At 70.8% G+C, this 17,090-nt stretch carries 16 protein-coding genes; 4 read left to right on the top strand and 12 right to left on the bottom strand.

What is annotated here, in order from left to right:
- Position 1 precedes the first annotated feature (1 nt).
- Genes IE325_RS09445 through cpaB form a run of 6 tightly spaced genes read right to left on the bottom strand, consistent with a single transcriptional unit; the run spans position 2 to position 5,032 of the window.
- A complete protein-coding gene (locus tag IE325_RS09445; protein ID WP_190069328.1) occupies positions 2-949 on the bottom strand; it encodes a type II secretion system F family protein in 948 nt (315 codons plus the stop codon).
- A 10-nt stretch (positions 950-959) separates the two neighbouring features.
- The gene (locus IE325_RS09440; protein WP_190069327.1) at positions 960-2,297 is read right to left on the bottom strand and encodes a TadA family conjugal transfer-associated ATPase; all 1,338 of its coding nucleotides are present in this window, start codon (positions 2,295-2,297) and stop codon (positions 960-962) included.
- Positions 2,294-2,674, bottom strand: coding sequence for a TadE/TadG family type IV pilus assembly protein (locus tag IE325_RS09435; protein WP_190069326.1), 381 nt, complete (start codon positions 2,672-2,674; stop codon positions 2,294-2,296). Before IE325_RS09435 ends, IE325_RS09440 begins: the two co-directional genes overlap by 4 nt.
- A 1-nt stretch (position 2,675) precedes the next feature.
- Positions 2,676-2,999 (bottom strand): pilus assembly protein, encoded by a 324-nt coding sequence (locus tag IE325_RS09430; protein WP_229911765.1) that lies wholly within the window; start codon positions 2,997-2,999, stop codon positions 2,676-2,678.
- A 50-nt stretch (positions 3,000-3,049) separates the two neighbouring features.
- Positions 3,050-4,315 carry a CpaE/TadZ family protein gene (locus IE325_RS09425; protein ID WP_190069324.1) on the bottom strand — a complete coding sequence of 422 codons (1,266 nt, stop codon included), beginning with the start codon at positions 4,313-4,315 and terminating at the stop codon, positions 3,050-3,052.
- Between the two features lie 9 nt (positions 4,316-4,324).
- On the bottom strand, positions 4,325-5,032 hold the full coding sequence (gene cpaB, locus IE325_RS09420; RefSeq protein WP_190069323.1) for a Flp pilus assembly protein CpaB: 708 nt from the start codon (positions 5,030-5,032) through the stop codon (positions 4,325-4,327).
- Positions 5,033-5,187: 155 nt separating this feature from the next.
- Between cpaB and IE325_RS09415 the strand changes: the two genes are divergently transcribed.
- A complete protein-coding gene (locus IE325_RS09415) occupies positions 5,188-6,390 on the top strand; it encodes an RNA-guided endonuclease InsQ/TnpB family protein (protein WP_190069322.1) in 1,203 nt (400 codons plus the stop codon).
- Positions 6,391-6,489: 99 nt separating this feature from the next.
- Here IE325_RS09415 and IE325_RS09410 read toward each other — a convergent pair whose 3' ends face one another.
- A complete protein-coding gene (locus IE325_RS09410) occupies positions 6,490-7,299 on the bottom strand; it encodes a hypothetical protein (protein ID WP_229911764.1) in 810 nt (269 codons plus the stop codon).
- Between the two features lie 230 nt (positions 7,300-7,529).
- On the opposite strand from IE325_RS09410, the gene IE325_RS09405 reads away from it, so the two are divergent.
- Positions 7,530-9,245 (top strand): chitinase, encoded by a 1,716-nt coding sequence (locus IE325_RS09405; protein ID WP_190069320.1) that lies wholly within the window; start codon positions 7,530-7,532, stop codon positions 9,243-9,245.
- A gap of 1 nt (position 9,246) precedes the next feature.
- On the opposite strand, the gene IE325_RS09400 is transcribed toward IE325_RS09405, so the two are convergent.
- Positions 9,247-9,630 (bottom strand): hypothetical protein, encoded by a 384-nt coding sequence (locus IE325_RS09400; RefSeq protein ID WP_190069319.1) that lies wholly within the window; start codon positions 9,628-9,630, stop codon positions 9,247-9,249.
- A 121-nt stretch (positions 9,631-9,751) separates the two neighbouring features.
- Between IE325_RS09400 and IE325_RS09395 the strand changes: the two genes are divergently transcribed.
- Positions 9,752-10,267 carry a SigE family RNA polymerase sigma factor gene (locus IE325_RS09395; RefSeq protein ID WP_190069318.1) on the top strand — a complete coding sequence of 172 codons (516 nt, stop codon included), beginning with the start codon at positions 9,752-9,754 and terminating at the stop codon, positions 10,265-10,267.
- Positions 10,268-10,297: 30 nt separating this feature from the next.
- Positions 10,298-11,560 carry a hypothetical protein gene (locus IE325_RS09390; protein WP_190069317.1) on the top strand — a complete coding sequence of 421 codons (1,263 nt, stop codon included), beginning with the start codon at positions 10,298-10,300 and terminating at the stop codon, positions 11,558-11,560.
- A gap of 13 nt (positions 11,561-11,573) precedes the next feature.
- On the opposite strand, the gene IE325_RS09385 is transcribed toward IE325_RS09390, so the two are convergent.
- From IE325_RS09385 to IE325_RS09370, 4 genes are all read right to left on the bottom strand, one after another.
- Positions 11,574-12,896 (bottom strand): Nramp family divalent metal transporter, encoded by a 1,323-nt coding sequence (locus IE325_RS09385; protein ID WP_190069316.1) that lies wholly within the window; start codon positions 12,894-12,896, stop codon positions 11,574-11,576.
- A 5-nt stretch (positions 12,897-12,901) separates the two neighbouring features.
- Positions 12,902-13,399 (bottom strand): ATP-binding protein, encoded by a 498-nt coding sequence (locus tag IE325_RS09380; RefSeq protein WP_190069315.1) that lies wholly within the window; start codon positions 13,397-13,399, stop codon positions 12,902-12,904.
- A 76-nt stretch (positions 13,400-13,475) separates the two neighbouring features.
- Positions 13,476-14,390, bottom strand: a complete 915-nt coding sequence (locus IE325_RS09375; protein ID WP_190069314.1) for an anti-sigma factor RsbA family regulatory protein — start codon at positions 14,388-14,390, stop codon at positions 13,476-13,478.
- Positions 14,391-14,440: 50 nt separating this feature from the next.
- Positions 14,441-16,804 carry an ATP-binding protein gene (locus tag IE325_RS09370; RefSeq protein WP_190069313.1) on the bottom strand — a complete coding sequence of 788 codons (2,364 nt, stop codon included), beginning with the start codon at positions 16,802-16,804 and terminating at the stop codon, positions 14,441-14,443.
- Positions 16,805-17,090: the final 286 nt, after the last annotated feature.

Here is a 17,090-nt window from a genome sequence, read left to right as displayed (position 1 = left end):
CTCAGACGTCGATCCGCGACATGCGGCGGATCAGGATGAAGCCCACCGCGTACAGCCCGAACGCGATCAGCACCGCCCCCTGGCCCAGCGGCGAGCCGGTCATCCGGTCCAGGGCGCCGTCCTGCACGCCGTTCATCAGGAACAGCGACCCGATGCCGAGAACCGGCACGGCGTACGACGTCATGCTCACCTGGGCGAGCTGGGTACGGACCTCGCGCCGGGTCTCCTTGCGCTCCTCCAGCGTCTCCGTGAGGTTGCGCAGCGCGCTCACCACCTGGCCGCCGGCCCGGTTGGAGAGGACCAGGGTGGTGACCAGGACGACCAGTTCCCGGGACGGGAGGCGTTCGGCGAGTTCGCCGAGGGCGTCGTCCATCGAGGCGCCGAGGGCCAGCTGGTTGGAGACATTGGCGAGTTCCTCGCCCGCCGGGGCCTCCAGTTCCTCCGCGGCGAGGCCGATCGCGGTGCGCAGGGCGAGGCCCGCGTGGGCGGCGTTGGCGAGGATGCGGGCCAGTTCGGGGAGTTGGTTGATGAACCGCTCGATGCGCTTCTGGCGCTGCCAGTTGAGGAACTGGACCGCCGCCCAGACGCCCAGCAGGCCCGCGATCGGGCCGAAGAACGGGGCCAGCGTCGCCTGGCCGGTCAGCCACAGCCCCGCCACCGTCGCCAGCATGTAGACGAAGAACTCACCGGGCGTGACGTCCAGGCCCGTCGCCACCAGCCGCAGCTCCAACTGCTTGCCCAGTTTCGTACGGCGCAGCCGCCGGTCCAGGTCGGCGAAGCGGCGTCGCCTGCCGCCGGCCCCGGTGAGCTGGCCGGCCGCGGACAACCGGTCGACCAGGGCCTGGCGCTGGGCCCGGCCCGCGGCGTAGGCGTGGACGCCCACGACGGCCAGCGCGCAGGTCAGCAGCGCGATGCCGGTGGTGAGCGTGATGCGGGTCTGGAGGTCCATGGTCGGGGTCCTACCTGGCTTCTCGGGTGGCGAGCTCTAGTGGGGACTGGGCGACGCCGAAGGCCTGCGGTATCGGCTGGCTCGCCATGTAGAGGCGGTCGGCGGTGCGGCGCGGGAGCGGATGGTAGGCGAAGGCGCCGTGGACCCGGCCGTCCGGTGTCATGGGCCGGGCGTTGAAGCGGGCCACCGTCGCCAGCCGGTACGGCTCCGCGCCATGGCTGTCGAGGATCGCGATCTCGGTGATCCGGCGCGCCCCGTCCGGGAACCGCGTCAGCTGGATGATCACGTCCACCGCGCTGTTGATCTGGTCGTGCAGCGCCTCGAAGGGGACCGTGACATCGGACATGGAGGCGAGGGTCTTCAGCCGCATCAGGGCGTCCTCGGCACTGTTGGCGTGCACGGTGGCCAGCGAGCCGTCATGGCCGGTCGACATCGCCTGGAGCATGTCGAGGGACTCACCGCCGCGGACCTCACCGACGACGATCCGGTCGGGGCGCATCCGCAGGGAGTTGCGGACCAGATCGCGGATCGTCACCTGGCCCTTGCCCTCGACGTTCGGCGGGCGGGACTCCAGGCGGATGACGTGGGACTGCTGGAGCTGGAGTTCGGCGGAGTCCTCGATGGTGATGATGCGCTCGGACTCGGGGATCAGACCGGACAGAGCGTTCAGCAGGGTCGTCTTCCCGGTGCCGGTCGCCCCGGAGACAATGACGTTGAACTTCGCCTGCACCAGCCCGGCCAGCAGATACACCATGGGTTCGTCGAGCGAGCCGAGGCCGGTCATCTCGTGCAGGGTGAAGGAGCGCGGGAAGCGGCGGATGGTCAGGGTCGCGCCGGTCAGGGACAGCGGCGGGATGATGACGTTGACACGCTCGCCGGAGGGCAGCCGGGCGTCCACCATCGGGTTGGACTCGTCCACGCGCCGGTTCACGGTCGACACGATCCGCTCGATGGTCTGCATCAGCTGGTCGTGGGAGGGGAAGCGCAGCGGCAACTGCTCGACCCGGCCGCCGCGTTCGACGAAGATCGCGTCCGGGCCGTTCACCATGATCTCGGTGATCGAGGCGTCCTCCAGGAGCGGCTCCAGGATGCCCAGGCCGAGCGCCTCGTCGACGACCCTGCGGATCAGCTGCGAGCGCTCGACGGTCGACAGCACCGGCCCCTCACGGCTGATGATGTGCCCGAGCACCCGCTCAAGGCGGGCCCGGCGCTCGGCGGCGGCCAGCGAGCTCATCTCCGCGAGGTCGATCTCCTCGAGGAGCTTGGCGCGGTACGAGGAGACGAGATGCCCGTCCTCGCCCCGGCTGCCGTGCTCCTCGGGGGTGTTGATGCGTGACCTCAGGCTCATGTGGATCCTCGTTCAGCGTCGAGCGGCATGGTCGCGGTCTTCTGGGCGGGGTCGAAGTCCCAGCCGGGGACGAGCGACGGGATCTCGACGGTGGCCGTGACGGTGACCTCGTCGTCGCCCTGCCCCTCGGAGCAGGTCACGGTCAGCCAGTCGCTGACCGCGTTCACGCATCCGTCCTGCGCGGTACCGGGGTCGAGGGAGGCGGCCCGCGCCCCGGCCCTGGCCGCCGTCCCCGCCTGCTGGGCGGTGTAGGCGATCAGCCCGACCTGAACTCCGGCCAGGGCGACGAGGATCAGGATCGGGATGAACCCGAGATACTCGATGGCGACCTGACCGCGGTCGCGGTCACGGACCCGGACTTTCGAGTCGTACGACATCTCAGTCCCCCTTCTCCTCCTGTACGGCCCCCGCATGGCCGTCGACGGTGAACGGGAAGCCGATCGCGCCGGGGAAGAGGACCGGCACCTCCAGGTGCACATCGGCCGTGACGTAGTCGCCGTCCCCCACGCAGTCCACGCGCGCGCCGCCCTTCCAGGCGCCGGGCAGATGCGCCAGCCCGGCCTCCTGGCAGGCGGCCTGCCCCTCGGATGCCGCCCCGGCCCGTGCCGCCTCGTCGGCAGCATTCCCCGCGAGCGTGAACGTGTACCCCACCAGCACGAACTGCCACAGCAGCACCAGGGTGATGATGATCGTCGGCAGCATCCCGAGGAACTCGACCGTCACCTGCCCCCGGTCGCCCCTGGGCCGCCGCCTCACCGCCCTATCTCCTTCCGCCTCCGGAAGGTCAGCGCCGCCCGGTCCGCGCCGCGCGCCCGGCCGTTGCGGTGCGGCTGGACCGTGCCCTCGGTGCCCTTGACCAGCCCCAGCTCGCCCGCGAGTCCCCAGAGCGCCTGCTTGATCGTGCTCTTGGGGTCCAGTTCGTGCACCCGGCCGGAGTCGACGGGGCCCTGGAGCTCCTTGAAGTTCGCGGGGATCGCGGTGGCGGCGATGCCGGTGCCGGTGATGCGCTGGATCAGGGCGGGCTGGATCTCCGCACCGCGGGTGTGGCGGTTGACGACGATCATCGTCTCCTCCGCCTTGCGGATCTGGAGCCGGTCCCACATCCGCACCGTGCGCTTGGCGGCGCGTACGGCGACCACGTCCGGGGTGGTGACGAGGAGCGCGGTGTCGGCCATCTCCACGGCTGCAGCGCTGGCGCCCGACAGCTGGGAGCCGCAGTCGATGACGACGACCTCGTAGCGGGACCGCAGGGCGCTGACGATGTGCCGGGCGGCCCGGTCGGTGACCTCCTCGCCGCGCTCACCGTCACCGGGGGCGAGGAGCAGGGCGACCCCGGTGTCATGCCGGAACACGGCGTCCGCCAGCACCCGAGGCGTGATGTCGTTGATGGCCGCGAGGTCGACCACCGAGCGCCGGAACTGGATGTCCAGGTAGGACGCGATATCACCCGTCTGGAGATCCATGTCCAACAGCGCGGCGCTACGGCCCGAGGCCTGCGCGGCGAGCGCCAGCTGGATGGCCGTCAGCGTCGCCCCCACGCCGCCCTTCGCACCGCTCACCGTCACCACGGTGCCGCCGACGCCGCTGAACACATCGCCGCCGGCGCCCAGATGACGCCGTACGCCCATCGACCACTGGGCGACGGCGTTGACCCGGCTGGCCAGCTCCTCGTAGCTCAAAGGCAGAGCGACCAGGCCGCGGGCGCCGTAGTCCATGGCGGCCTGGAAGAGGCCGGGCCCTGCGTCGGAGGTGACGAGTATGACGCCCACCGCCGGGAAGCGGAGCGCGACCTCGCGGATGAGCTCCAGGGCCGGGACGGGGCCGATACGTTCATGGACGACGACGACCTCGGGGAGTTCGTCGATGGACTCGGCGGCCAGGCGCGCGAGGGTGTCGACGAGCTGGGTGGAGTCGGTGACCGGGGCGACCGGCTCGGCGTCGGGGAGCTGGCTGAGCAGCGTCGTGAGGGACCGGACCGCGTCCGCGTCGCCGACGGCCGGGAGGATCCTCGTGGGCATGGGGGCCTCTCACTTGTCCTTGGCGAGTTCGTACGTGCGGTTCGTCGCGGGGATGTCGGAGTCGCCGCCGGGTGCCACCAGCGCGAGCCTGACCTCGTCGGCGAACGACTCGGCGTACGTCAGGCGCTGGGCGTCGATCGGCTCCAGCGCGAAGGTGATCGGTACGGCATCGGTGGGCTCCCGGCGCCGGTCGTCCTCGTCGGGCTTGAGCGAGGTCAGCTCGCCCACGTCGATGACCCGGGCGTTCTCCACGATCAGCCGGGACTGGTCGGCGTCGTTGTCGCTCTGCCCCTCGAAGGTGGCGTAGACGTTCACCGTGGACCCCGGGGTGATCTTGCCGGCCACACCGGTCGCCGCGTCGATCATGATGGCCAGCTCCTGCTCGCCGGTCTGCAGGGCGGGCTGGTCGACGATCATGTCGCTCTGCAGCAGGGAGCCGGACTTCAGGGTGGTGACGGCGATCTTGCCCTGGATCTCGCGCAGGCTGGTGACGGCGTTCTTCGACAACCATCGCTCGGGCATCTCGATCTTCTCGAACTGGGCGGCGCTGAGCGGGGTGTAGGGGGCGACGTCCCGCTTGAGCTGATAGGCGGAGACCTCCGGCCCGACCTTGGACTTCACGTCGTTGATGACGGACAGGACGCCGGCGAAGGCGCCGAGGGCGCAGAGGACCGACAGGAGCAGGAGTATCACGCCGCGGCGCTGACGGGAGTTCATCAGGATTCCTTCTTGGAAACCCCCGCGGTCAGGCGGGGGAGGAAACGGATCCCTGCGGGGCAGTGGAGAGAAAGGCGAATCGCCACCGGGCGATTCACCGTCCACCGTCCAACCACCCGCTTACCATTACAAGTTGACATGAGAGTTTGTGAGCCATGGCCAGTCGCATGAAGCGGGCCTATCGATACCGCTTCTATCCGACCGATGCGCAGGCAGCGGAGCTGTCGCGCACGTTCGGATGCGTGCGGAGGGTCTACAACCTGGCGCTCGCGGCCCGGACCGAGGCGTGGACACTGCGGCAGGAGCGGGTCAACTACAACGCCACCTCCGCGATGCTGACGGCGTGGAAGAAGACCGAGGAACTCGCCTACCTGGGCGATGTCTCCTCGGTGCCGCTCCAGCAGGCGCTGCGGCACCTGCAGGGCGCGTTCGCCGCGTTCTGGGACAAGCGGGCGAAGTACCCGCGCTTCAAGTCGCGGAAGAACTCCCGCAAGTCCGCCGAGTACACCAGCAGCGCGTTCCGCTGGCGCGATGGCGCTCTGACGCTGGCGAAGATGTCCGAGCCCCTTGACATCCGCTGGTCCAGGCCGCTGCCCGAGGGCGCGGAACCCTCCACGGTGACCGTGTCCCAGGACGCGGCCGGTCGCTGGTTCGTCTCCATCCTGGTCGATGATCCTGCGGTGCGACCGCTGGTCGCCACGGACACCACGGTGGGCGTGGACGCGGGCCTGAGCCACCTGGTGACGCTTTCCACCGGGGAGAAGATCGCCAACCCGAGGCACGAGCGCAAGGACCGGGCCCGGCTGGCCAAAGCCCAGCGGAAGCTGTCCCGCAAGGCCAAGGGGAATGGCGCCAACCGGGCCAAGGCGCGGCGGAAGGTCGCCCGCATTCACGCCCGCATCAAAGACCGCAGACGGGACCATCTGCACAAGCTCACCACTCGGCTCGTTCGTGAAAACCAAACGATCGTGATCGAGGATCTGACCGTTCGCAACCTGCTGAAGAACGGTCGTCTCGCCCGCGCCATCTCCGCTGCGGCGTGGGGCGAGTTCCGCAGCATGCTGGAGTACAAAGCAGCCTGGTACGGCCGCGATGTGGTCGCCATCGACCGCTGGTTCCCGTCCTCCAAGCAGTGCTCGACCTGCGGCGCTCTGCAGGGCAGGATGCCGCTCAACGTCCGCACCTGGACGTGCGACAGCTGTGCTACGACCCATGATCGGGACGTGAACGCAGCCAGGAACCTTCGCGCCGCCGGGCTGGCGGTGTCGGCCTGTGGAGCCGGTGTAAGACCTCAACGGGAGTCCTCCCGGACGGGGCGGTCGGCGATGAAGCAGGAACCCCTACGGCGCGAGCCGTAGGAATCCCCTCCTTCAGGAGGGGAGGAAGCCAAGAACCGTGAAACCTCATGGGAATTTGGGGGAATCGGTCGGGGGCGGTCGGATGGGGCTCGGGTCCGGTCAGCCCGCGCGGGCCGGTTGTTCGTGGACGGGTGGGACGGCGGAGCAGAAGACGCAGCGGTCGCCGATGACGTCGATGCCGCACCAGTGACAGGAGTTCTGCCGTACGGAGGTGACGAGCTGGTAAAGCACCGACAGGTCGGGCAGATAGGCGCAGAACTCGATCAGCTTGGGCGTCCCCCACCAGATGGCCGACTCGGCGGGCAGAGGGACCTCGCGCAGCCCCTGTGCGTTCCAGGACTTGGCCAGGGTCGCGGTGACCCAGTCGGACTGGAGTTGTCCCTGTGCGACCAGCATCGAGGTGCCGAACTCGGGGCCGGGGAGGGTGACTCCGGGGCCGATGCGCACGAGCTGCGGGGCGGGGTGGGCGAGGACGCCGAACTGGCTGCCGGGCATCCAGGACTTGGCGTGCGACTTGAGGTCGACGGGGACGCGGTCGAGGCGGGCGACGGAGCCGAGGAGCGCCCCGGTGTGTATGTAGTGGGTGAGCAGACGGCCGGCCGAGGCGAGGACGCCGGGGCTGAGGTCGCAGGAGGCGAGCTGGCGCAGCTGGCGGACGAGGACGGCGAGGCCGAGCGGGGGCAGTTCGGGCCGGAACACGGCGATGCGGTCGCTCTCAAGCAAGGACCGAACGGTGTGCAGCCGCTGGCGCACGGCGCGGGAGGCGGCGGTCGAGCAGACGACGATCACATGGCCGTGCTGCTCGACGAGGGTCTGCATGCCCGCCAGCGACCGCTCCAGCGGCTCGCGTTCGAGGTCCTGGAGCACGACGGCGGGCACGGTTCGCTCGTCCTGCGCCGGCAGCGCCATGTCGGCACTGGTCACGGCAATGGCAGTTGGCACGCGCAGCTCCCCGATGACTTCATTGCGTGACTATTTGAGCACTGTATCCACGGCTATGCGGCCGGAGAACAGCTTCTCTCCAGCGGAGAAGCAACTCCAGTCGCACAAGTCACGTCAAAACAGGGCATGTTGCGCACACCAATTCTCCACGACCGGAACACCTTGACACCGGGATTGGTCTGGACCAACTTGTTGACATGTTCACAGACAGGTTCAAGAACAGACGACAGGGGCCCCGCAGCCGGCCGGCCCGCCTCTGGGCGGCGGCCGTCACCACTGCCCTCTCCGTGACCTTCCTCGGCGCGGGCCAAGCGTCCGCCGCGGACGTCAACAACGCCAAGAACGCCGGCTTCGAGGCCGGCCTCAGCAGCTGGACGTGCTCCGCGAACAGCGGCAGCACCGTCTCCTCCCCCGTGCACGGCGGCACGACCGCCCTGAAGGCCACCCCGGCCGGTCAGGACAACGCCCGCTGCACCCAGGCCGTCGCCGTCAAGCCCAACTCGACGTACACACTGAGCGCCTGGGTCCAGGGCGGCTACACCTACCTCGGCGTCACGGGCACGGGCACGACGGACGTGTCGACCTGGACCCCGGACTCGCCGAACTGGAAGCAGCTGTCCACCACGTTCACCACCGGCGGCTCCACCACCTCGGTGACTGTGTACACCCACGGCTGGTACGGACAGGCGGCCTACTACGCGGACGACCTCTCCGTGTACGGCCCCGACGGCGGCGGTGGCACCGACCCCTCCCCCACGATCCCCGGTTCCCCGAGCGGGCTCAGCGTCTCGGGTACGACCTCCTCGTCCGTCTCCCTGGCCTGGAACACCGTCTCGGGCGCGACCGGCTACAACGTCTACCGCGGCGGTACGAAGGTGACCGCGGTGTCCGGCACCTCCGCCACCGTGACCGGGCTCGCGGCCTCGACCTCGTACTCCTTCCAGGTCACGGCGACCAACGCGGCCGGTGAGTCGCCGAAGTCGACGACGGTGACGGGCACGACCACGGCCGGTCCGGTGGGCCCGGCGCTGCCCAAGCACGCGGTGACCGGCTACTGGCAGAACTTCAACAACGGCGCCACCGTCCAGAAGCTCTCCGACGTGCAGTCGCAGTACGACATCATCGCCGTCGCCTTCGCGGACGCGACCACGACGCCGGGCGCGGTGACCTTCAACCTGGACTCGGCCGGACTCGGCGGCTACACCGTCGATCAGTTCAAGGCGGACATCAGGGCGAAGCAGGCCGCCGGGAAGAAGGTCATCGTCTCGGTGGGCGGCGAGCGCGGCACGGTGAGCGTGAACGACTCGACGTCCGCGACGAACTTCGCGAACTCGGTGTACTCCGTCATGCAGGAGTACGGCTTCGACGGCGTCGACATCGACCTGGAGAACGGCCTCAACGCCACCTACATGACACAGGCGTTGCGCTCACTGTCGTCGAAGGCGGGCTCGTCCCTGGTCATCACCATGGCACCGCAGACCATCGACATGCAGTCGACGTCGAACTCCTACTTCCAGACGGCCCTGAACATCAAGGACATCCTCACGGTCGTCAACATGCAGTACTACAACAGCGGTTCGATGCTGGGCTGTGACGGCAAGGTCTACAGCCAGGGCTCGGTGGACTTCCTGACCGCCCTGGCCTGTATCCAGCTGGAGGGCGGCCTGGCCCCGTCCCAGGTCGGCCTCGGGCTGCCGGCCTCGACGCGGGGCGCGGGCAGCGGGTACGTCGCTCCGTCCGTCGTGAACAACGCCCTGGACTGTCTGGCCAAGGGCACGGGGTGCGGTTCCTTCAAGCCCTCGCGGACGTACCCCGACCTGCGGGGCGCGATGACCTGGTCGACGAACTGGGACGCGACGGCGGGCAACGCCTGGTCGAACGCGGTGGGCCCGCACGTGCACGCGCTGCCGTAGCTCACCCCGCCGGACGATAGTGGCCGAGCACCCAGGCCAGCTGCGCGAACCACTCCTGCAGCCTGGCCCGGGGCTTGGCCTCCACCACGCACTCGTGGAACCGGCCGTCCGGATGGACCACGGCCACCATCAGGGCCTTGCCGTCGGGGCTCGCCCGGTAGTGGACACCGTGGATCTCCGGCCAGCGGAACTCCAGCGTGTGGCCGGACAGCTCGAAGGCGACACCGGACACGTCGACGACGACCGCGTTGTGCTTGTCGACGGCCAGGAACTCGGGGCCGGCCGGTGCCGGGGCGGGGTAGGGCGGGACCGGTGCGTAGGCGGGCGGCGCGGGCGCGTACTGCGGCGGGGGCGGGGGCGGGCCGAAGCCCGGCTGCTCGGTCATCGGTGGCTTCCTGGATTCTCGTGCTCGCTGCGACGTCTCGAAGTTTTTCAGTGCTGAGGTGAAACATTCTCCCTGCCCCACCGCATCAGTGAAGTGAAGGGCACCGCAGCAAGGGGGACGTATGAGACAGGCCCGCGCGGACGACTACGCGGAGTTCGCCGTGGCCAGGGCCGGGCATCTGTACCGGTCGGCCTGTCTGCTGACCGCCGGGGACACCTATCTCGCCGAGGACCTGGTGCAGGAGACGCTGGGCCGGCTGTACGTCCGCTGGGGCCGGGTGTCCCGGGTGGACAACCCCGCCGGGTACGCGCAGACCGTGCTGACCCGGGCCTTCCTCGCCCATCAGCGGCGGCGCAGCAGCACCGAGCGGGCCACGGACGTGCTGCCCGACCGTGCGGCCGAGAGCGGCGGGCCGGGGGATCTGCCGCTGCGGCTGACGCTGCTCCAGGCGCTGGCCCGGCTGCCCGCCAAGGACCGGGCGGTGGTCGTCCTGCGGTACTGGGAGGACCGGTCCGTCGAGGAGACCGCGGATGCCCTCAACGCCAGTTCGGCGGCGGTGCGGACGCGGTGCACCCGGGCGCTCGGGCGGCTGCGGGAGCTGCTGGGCGAGGACTTGAGCGAGTACGCGACTTCCTGACGACCCCCATTCGAGAAACGGTGGTTTGCCATGCCCGTCGAACTCAACGAGGAACACGACGAGGAACGCTTCGAGGGGCAGCTCAGCCATGCCCTGCACGACCTCGGCGGCGGCTTCGACACCGACCGCACCGCACTCGCCGCCGCAGGCCGGGCACGCGGTCACCGGCTGCGGCTCAGGCGCCGGGCGGCAGTGGCCGGGGGCGCGGCCGGGATCGCGCTGGTCGGCGTGGGCGGGGCGCTGCTCGTGCCGTGGGGTGGTGCGGCCGAGCCACTGCCGTCGAGCTCCAGCGTGGCCGAGCAGCCTTCCAAGACGCCGGCCGTGACGGGCGGCCGACTCATCGAGGCACTCGAAGGCCTGCTCCCCAAGGGAAAGTTCAGCGCGCAGGAAGCTCGCGGCGCCGACGAGGGCCCCCTGATGCTGCCGTACGTCCGTCTCGTGTACGACGACGGAAAGGGCCCCGGCGCCGTGGCCGTCAGCCTGAATCGGATCGAGCCCGGCAGCGACCAGGCCCGCGAGACGACCGCCTGCCCGGACAAGGCGCTGGTCCCGCACGACGACTGCGACTCCACCCGGCTGCCGGACGGCTCCCTGCTCAAGCTGTTCCGGGGCTACGAGTATCCCGACCGGCGCGTCGACACCAAGCTGTGGTCGGCCGACCTGATCACCCCGACCGGGCAGCACATCTCCGTCAGCGAGTGGAACGCCGCCGCCGAGAAGGACGCGCCGGTCAGCAGGAGCGAACCTCCGCTGTCCACCGGGCAGTTGAAGGACCTGGTGACGGCGAAGGTGTGGCGCGGATACGTCGACTCCATTCCCGAGGACCCGAAAAAGCCGACCGCCTCCGCCACCCCGGGCCACGAGACCGCCGAGCCGCCGACCACCGAGGCCGTCCTCGGCACCCTCCAGGCCCTCCTCCCCAAGAACATCAAGGTCGTCGAGAAGGGACGCGACTACACCTACGTCGTCCTCGACGACGGCAAGGGCAGGAGCTACCTCCAGATCGACGTCCAGCGCGGCATGGGCGATGCGGCGGGCGAGCTGTTCGGGGACGGGGCCGAGACCCTGCCGGACGGGACGAAGGTCGGCTTCCGTGCGAGCGGTGGCGACAAGGGCGTGGCCGGCGCCGTGATGTGGACCGTCGACACCCTGCGCACCGACGGTTTCCGGGTCGTCGTCAGCGCCTTCAACGCCGCGACCCAGCACGACGCCCCGAGCCGCGAGACGCCCGCCCTCACCGAGGAGCAGCTCCGGAAAATCGCGCTCAGCCCGGAGTGGGAGCAGTACCGCTAGGGCCGGACAGGCCCTAGAAGAACTCCGACCACGGCTGGTCCCAGACCTGCTTCACGCACAGCACCAGGAACAGCAGCCCGGCGATCGCCAGCATCGCGTTGCTCACCGGTCCGTTGCGCCATTGGCTCGGTGTGCGCGAGGAGTTGAGGAGCCACATCAGGGTGCCGGCGAGGAACGGCAGGAAGGCCGCGCCCAGCACGCCGTAGATGATGATCAGGCGGAAGGGTTCGCCCTGGAAGAGCAGGACGATGGGCGGGAAGGTCAGCCACAGCAGGTACGCGCGGAACGGCCAGGAGCGTTCGCGTGCCCCGGAGGCGACCTCCTCGCCCTTCTGCTCGCCCTGGCCCCGGAAGCGGAACACGAAGTCCGTGAACATCAGGCTCACGCCGTGCCAGACGCCGATGAGGGAGGTGAAGGACGTGGCGAAGAAGCCGATCAGGAAGAACTTGGCGGTCGCCGTGCCGTACTCCGCCTCCAGGATGTCGGTGAGTTGCAGCAGCCCCTTGTCGCCGCTGGCGATGGCGACGTTCGCGGAGTGCAGCAATTCCGCGCCGACGAAGAGCATCGCGATGACGAAGATGCCGGTGGTGGCGTAGGCGACGCGGTTGTCGAGCCGCATGACCTTCATCCAGCCGGTGTTGGTCCAGCCCTTGGCGTTGACCCAGTAGCCGTACGCGGCCAGCGTGATCGTGCCGCCGACGCCGCCGATCAGGCCCAGGGTGTTGAGGATGGAGTCCTTCTCGTCGGGCAGGACGGGGAGGAGGCCCGCGAAGGCGTCGCCCAGGTTCGGTGTGACGCGGATCGCGAGGTACACCGTCACCACGAACATGACGCCGACGAGGACCGTCATGACCTTCTCGAAGACGGCGTACTTGTTGAACCAGACGAAGACCAGGCCGACCAGTCCGCAGGCGATGGCCCACCACTCCAGGTCCATCACGTCCGGGAACAGGGCCTGCAGCGGCAGCGCGCTGGACGACATGGCGGCGGCGCCGTAGACGAAGCCCCAGATCACCACGTACACGACGAAGAACCAGGTGGTCCAGCGGCCGAGGCTGGCCCAGCCGTCGAACAGGGTGCGGCCGGTGGACAGATGCCACCGGCCGGCCGCCTCGGCGAGGGAGATCTTCACCAGGCAGCCGATGACCGCGGCCCAGAGCAGGGTGTAGCCGAAGTTGCTGCCCGCGATGAGGGTGGCGACGAGGTCGCCGGCGCCGACACCGGTCGCGGCGACGACGATGCCGGGCCCGATGTAGCGCCAACGGGACTTACCGAGTGGGGGGTTGCCGCCGGTGGATGCCTCAGTGGACGTGGGGTTGCCTGTGGTGTCCGCCATGCAGATCAAGAAAGCGTAAAGAGCGGGAACCTACAAGAGGGCGGTACACACCCACACGTTCCCAGCTCGAACCACACGGTCTTCCCCCGCGTGTCCCGCTGGCATCCCCACCGCCGGGCGAGCGTGTCCACCAGGAACATCCCCCGCCCGCTCTCCGCGTCCCCGGCCTCCAGCACCGCGGGCAACCGGCGCCCGGTGTCGGAGACCTCGCACCGCAGCACCCCGTGCGCGGCGGACAGCGTCAGCCGGAACCGGCTCTCCGCGTGCCGCACCGCGTTGGTGGCCAGCTCGCTCACCAGCAGCTCGGCCACGTCCGCCAGGTCGTCCCGGTCCGCGAGCCCCCATCCCTCCAGCTGGCGGCGGACCTCCGCGCGGGCCTCCTTGACCGCGGAGGGACGGGGGTCGTACTCGACGCTCACATGCCCGGCCCCTATGGGCGGTTGGGGATACGAGCCGAACTGAGGACCGGAATCAGGGAAGCGTGCCCCGTACAGGTGCAGCATGGACCCAGGGTGACGGGTGCGGGGGAACGGCCGCACGGGGAGGAATACCCGTTTCCATACCTGTTCTCCCCGGGGGTCACCCGTACTGGAGCCGTACGCTCGCCCCCTCCCGCTCGTCCCGCACATCGACGTACGCGCACACCTGCCGCGCGAACCACAGCCCCTGCCCCGGTTCCGGTGCCACGCCCGGTGGCGGTACGAAGCCCGCCAGCGGGTCGGCGACCCGGCGCGCGGCGAGCAGTTCGCAGACGCACGCCGGGGCCTCGCCCCACAGCTGGAGTCCGTCGAGCGGACCGAGGGCGGCGGCCGCCTCGGTGACGGCCGTGGCGAACAGCTCCGCGTCCGCGGCGGACAGCCCCTGCACGGTGGCCCAGGTGCGCACGGCGTCGGCGGCGGGCACCGGGCCGGGCAGCCGCTCGGCGTCGGCGGGCGCCGGCGGCAGCGGTACGGCGTCGAGCTCGGCGGCGATCCTGACCGGGTCCTCGTACACATCGGTGTCGGGGTGGGCCCGGCGGGCGGCGGCGACGATGGCATGACCGGCGACACGGGAGTCGTAGGCGCACAGGGCGGTGGTGGCGAACGGGGCGAACAGGAGGTTGGCGAGCGCCTCGTAGCGGATCCACTCGGCGGTCTCCCGCGGCGAGCGTCCCGCGCGCCCGCCCCAGACGGGTTCCATGAGCAGATGGATACGGCCGCCGGGGCCGGCGTTGTCGATGAGGTAACCGGCGCTCCGGGCGATCGCGTTGGCGGCGGAGCCGGTGTACCACTCGGTGTGCGGGACGAGGCCGACGTCCTTGGCGTCGGTGCCGAGGGCGTCGCGCAGCAGGTCGAGGTTGCCGGGGGCGGCGATGACGACGGGCGTGGGCTCGTCGGGGGCGGCGAGGGCTTCGGTGAGGAAGGGCAGGGCGGTGGCGAGGAACTCCCCGTCGGTGCGGAAGACGGCCATGCGATGGTCGAAGTGGCTGTGGGGCGGGGCGGGTCGGGTGCTCAAGGATGGTGCTCCCCTCGGGTGCGTGTTCTCTGTGGTGCGGGCCGTGCGGCTCAGCGCTGGGCCGCCACCCAGGCCGCGATCTGGCTGCGGTTGCTGAAGCCGAGCTTGCCGAGGATGCGTTCGACATGGCCCTCGGCGGTGCGGCGGGCGATGACCAGGCGGTCGGCGATCTGCTGGTTGGCGAGTCCCTGGGCGACGAGTTCGACGACCTCGCTCTCGCGGCGGGTGAGGCGGACGCCGGGTGCGTCCGCCTTGCGGGCGGCCGTGGGGCGCCGGGCCCGGCCGCTGTCGTCGTCGACGGCGTACTCGACGCCCCCGTCGAGATCGAGCGCGGCGCCGCTCTCGTACGCCCGCCGGTACGCGGGTGCGCCCAGTGCCTCGCGTGCCCTGCTCTCGCCGGCCCTGCGGGTGGCCTTGAGGGCGGCCGAGCCCCAGCGGTCGCGGTCGATGGCGGTCCAGGTGCGGTCGGCGGCGCCGAGCAGGACGGCCGCGCGTTCGTGGGCGCCGGTCTCGGAGGCGGTGCGGGCCAGGAGGTCGAGGGTGAGGGCGATGCCGATGACGTCGCGCACGGCGAGTTTGAGGCGCAGGGCCTGCCGGGCGTGGTGTTCGGCCCGCGTCCAGTCGCCCCGCACGCTGTGGGCGAGGGCGAGCATCCGCAGGACGTAGGAGTGGACCCATTCCTCACCGTGCCGTTCGCACATCCGCCGGGCCCGCTCGCAGACCTCGACGGCGCGGTCCGCCTCGCCCAGGAAGCCGAGGGCGCAGGCGAGTTCGACCTGGTCGAGGCCGTGCAGGCTGAGGTGCTGGCCGGGGACGGGGCCGCGGGCGACGCTGGCCTCGAAGTGCTGCAGCGCGGTCGGCAGGTCGTCCATGAACAGGGTGATGACGCCGATGACGTAGTCGGCGTGCGCGGCCTCCGCCTCGTCGCCGAGGTCCTGGGCGAGGAGGTGGGCGTCGCGGGCGAGGGCGAGCCCTGCGGTGAGGGCGTGGGTGGCGGCGGCGAGGAGTCCCGCGATCCACAGGGCGCGGGCACGTTCCCGGGTGGGTTCCGGGTTGGCGGCCAGGGCGCGGTCGAGCCAGTGCCGGCCCTCGCGCGGGGCGCCGCAGGCGTGCCAGTAGAACCACAGGGTGCCGGCCAGGCGCAGTCCGCCTAGGCGTTCGCCGGGTGTGGTGAGGCTGAAGTCGAGGGCGGTGCGGATGTTGTCCAGGTCGGCCCGCAGCCGGGCGGCGATCTCCCGCTGCCCCGGCCCGAACCAGGCCCGCTCACAGCCGGCGGCCCGCCGCAGCATCCAGTCCCGCTGCCGGCACCGGGCGGCTGCCTCCTCACCGGGCATCCGGCGCAGCCGCTCCAGGCCGTAGTGGCGGAGGGTGTCGAGGAGGCGGTAGCGGGTGCCGTCGGGGCCGGACTCGCGGGAGAGCACGGACTTGTCGACGAGGCCGGCGATGGCGTCGAGGACATCAAGGGTGTCGAGAGTGTGGGGGACGTCGATCGTGTCGGGCTCTGCACAAGGTGCCCACGTGCACACCGCCTCCGCCGTCTCCAGGTCGAAGCTGCCCGCCAGCACCGACAGCCGCGCCCACACCAACTGCTCGCGCCCGGTGCACAGTTCATGGCTCCAGTCGACGGCCGCCCGCAGGGTCTGGTGGCGGGGCAGGGCCGCCGGGCTGCCGCCGGTGAGGAGGCGGTAGCGGTCGTCGAGGCGGTCGAGGAGCTGGTCGACGTCGAGGACGCGCATCCGCACGGCGGCGAGTTCGATGGCGAGGGGGAGGCCGTCGAGGCGGCGGCACAGCCGGGCGACGGCCGTGCGGTTGGCGGCGGTGAGGCGGAAGCCGGGGACCACCGCGGCGGCCCGGTCGGCGAAGAGCGCGAGGGCCGGACAGCCCTCGGGCGAGGACAGGTCGCCGTCGGGGTCGGGGACCGGTAGGGGCCGTACGTCCAGGAGGTGTTCCTCGGTCAGGCCCAGGCGGTGGCGGCTGGTGGCGAGGATCCGTACGCCCGTCGTGCCGTGCAGCAGGGCCGCGGCGAGTTCGGCGCAGGCCGGCAGCAGATGTTCGCAGTTGTCGACCAGCAGGAGCAGCCGGCGGTCCCTCAGCTGGTCGACCAGCGCGTGGAGCGGCGGCCGTGCGGTGCGGTCGTGCAGGTCGAGCGCATCGGCGGCGGCGTGCGGGACGAGGGCCGGGTCGTCGAGGCCGGAGAGGGGCACGAAGCGGACGCCGTCGGGGAAGGTGCGCCGTACGCCCGCCGCGATACGGGCGGCGAGGCGGGTCTTGCCGACGCCGCCGGGCCCGGTCAGGGTGACGAGCCTGGTCCTGGCCAGCAGCTCGCGTCCGGCGGCGAGTTCACCGCGCCGGTCGACGAAGCTGGTCGTCTCGACCGGGAGCTGCTGTTCCCTTCGTGGCGCTGATCCGCCCATGATCAGCCGTCCTCCGGGGTGGTGGCGAGGGGACCGGGTGTCGGCGGCCGGGAGTCGGGGAGGCGGCGGGTGCGACGGTCCCCGCCACTCCGCCGCTCCCACCGCTCCCCCCTTGCGCGGATCACCACCCTGCTCCGGTCCCGCGCCGCCCCGCACGTCCGGATCACACCCCCGGGTGGACTTCCCCGGGGACCGCTCGCCCTGGACGCGCCATGCGTACACTGCGCGGCTGATTTTCGGATGGTTCACGCCATCGGACGGCCACCCACCCTTGACCCGTTCATGC

Source organism: Streptomyces lanatus (assembly GCF_014655715.1).
GTDB lineage: Bacteria > Actinomycetota > Actinomycetes > Streptomycetales > Streptomycetaceae > Streptomyces > Streptomyces lanatus.
The sequence above is the reverse complement of the archived record's forward strand: the minus strand, read 5'-3'. Positions and strand labels throughout refer to the sequence as shown.

Coding starts and splice junctions, on each gene's coding strand:
- IE325_RS09430 (WP_229911765.1), bottom strand. CDS start 2,999: ATGCTGCCGACGATCATCATCACCCTGGTGCTGCTGTGGCAGTTCGTG.
- IE325_RS09425 (WP_190069324.1), bottom strand. CDS start 4,315: ATGCCCACGAGGATCCTCCCGGCCGTCGGCGACGCGGACGCGGTCCGG.
- IE325_RS09395 (WP_190069318.1), top strand. CDS start 9,752: ATGAGACAGGCCCGCGCGGACGACTACGCGGAGTTCGCCGTGGCCAGG.
- IE325_RS09405 (WP_190069320.1), top strand. CDS start 7,530: ATGTTCACAGACAGGTTCAAGAACAGACGACAGGGGCCCCGCAGCCGG.
- IE325_RS09370 (WP_190069313.1), bottom strand. CDS start 16,804: ATGGGCGGATCAGCGCCACGAAGGGAACAGCAGCTCCCGGTCGAGACG.
- IE325_RS09410 (WP_229911764.1), bottom strand. CDS start 7,299: ATGGCGCTGCCGGCGCAGGACGAGCGAACCGTGCCCGCCGTCGTGCTC.
- IE325_RS09380 (WP_190069315.1), bottom strand. CDS start 13,399: ATGCTGCACCTGTACGGGGCACGCTTCCCTGATTCCGGTCCTCAGTTC.
- cpaB (WP_190069323.1), bottom strand. CDS start 5,032: ATGAACTCCCGTCAGCGCCGCGGCGTGATACTCCTGCTCCTGTCGGTC.
- IE325_RS09445 (WP_190069328.1), bottom strand. CDS start 949: ATGGACCTCCAGACCCGCATCACGCTCACCACCGGCATCGCGCTGCTG.
- IE325_RS09440 (WP_190069327.1), bottom strand. CDS start 2,297: ATGAGCCTGAGGTCACGCATCAACACCCCCGAGGAGCACGGCAGCCGG.
- IE325_RS09390 (WP_190069317.1), top strand. CDS start 10,298: ATGCCCGTCGAACTCAACGAGGAACACGACGAGGAACGCTTCGAGGGG.
- IE325_RS09435 (WP_190069326.1), bottom strand. CDS start 2,674: ATGTCGTACGACTCGAAAGTCCGGGTCCGTGACCGCGACCGCGGTCAG.
- IE325_RS09415 (WP_190069322.1), top strand. CDS start 5,188: ATGGCCAGTCGCATGAAGCGGGCCTATCGATACCGCTTCTATCCGACC.
- IE325_RS09400 (WP_190069319.1), bottom strand. CDS start 9,630: ATGACCGAGCAGCCGGGCTTCGGCCCGCCCCCGCCCCCGCCGCAGTAC.
- IE325_RS09385 (WP_190069316.1), bottom strand. CDS start 12,896: ATGGCGGACACCACAGGCAACCCCACGTCCACTGAGGCATCCACCGGC.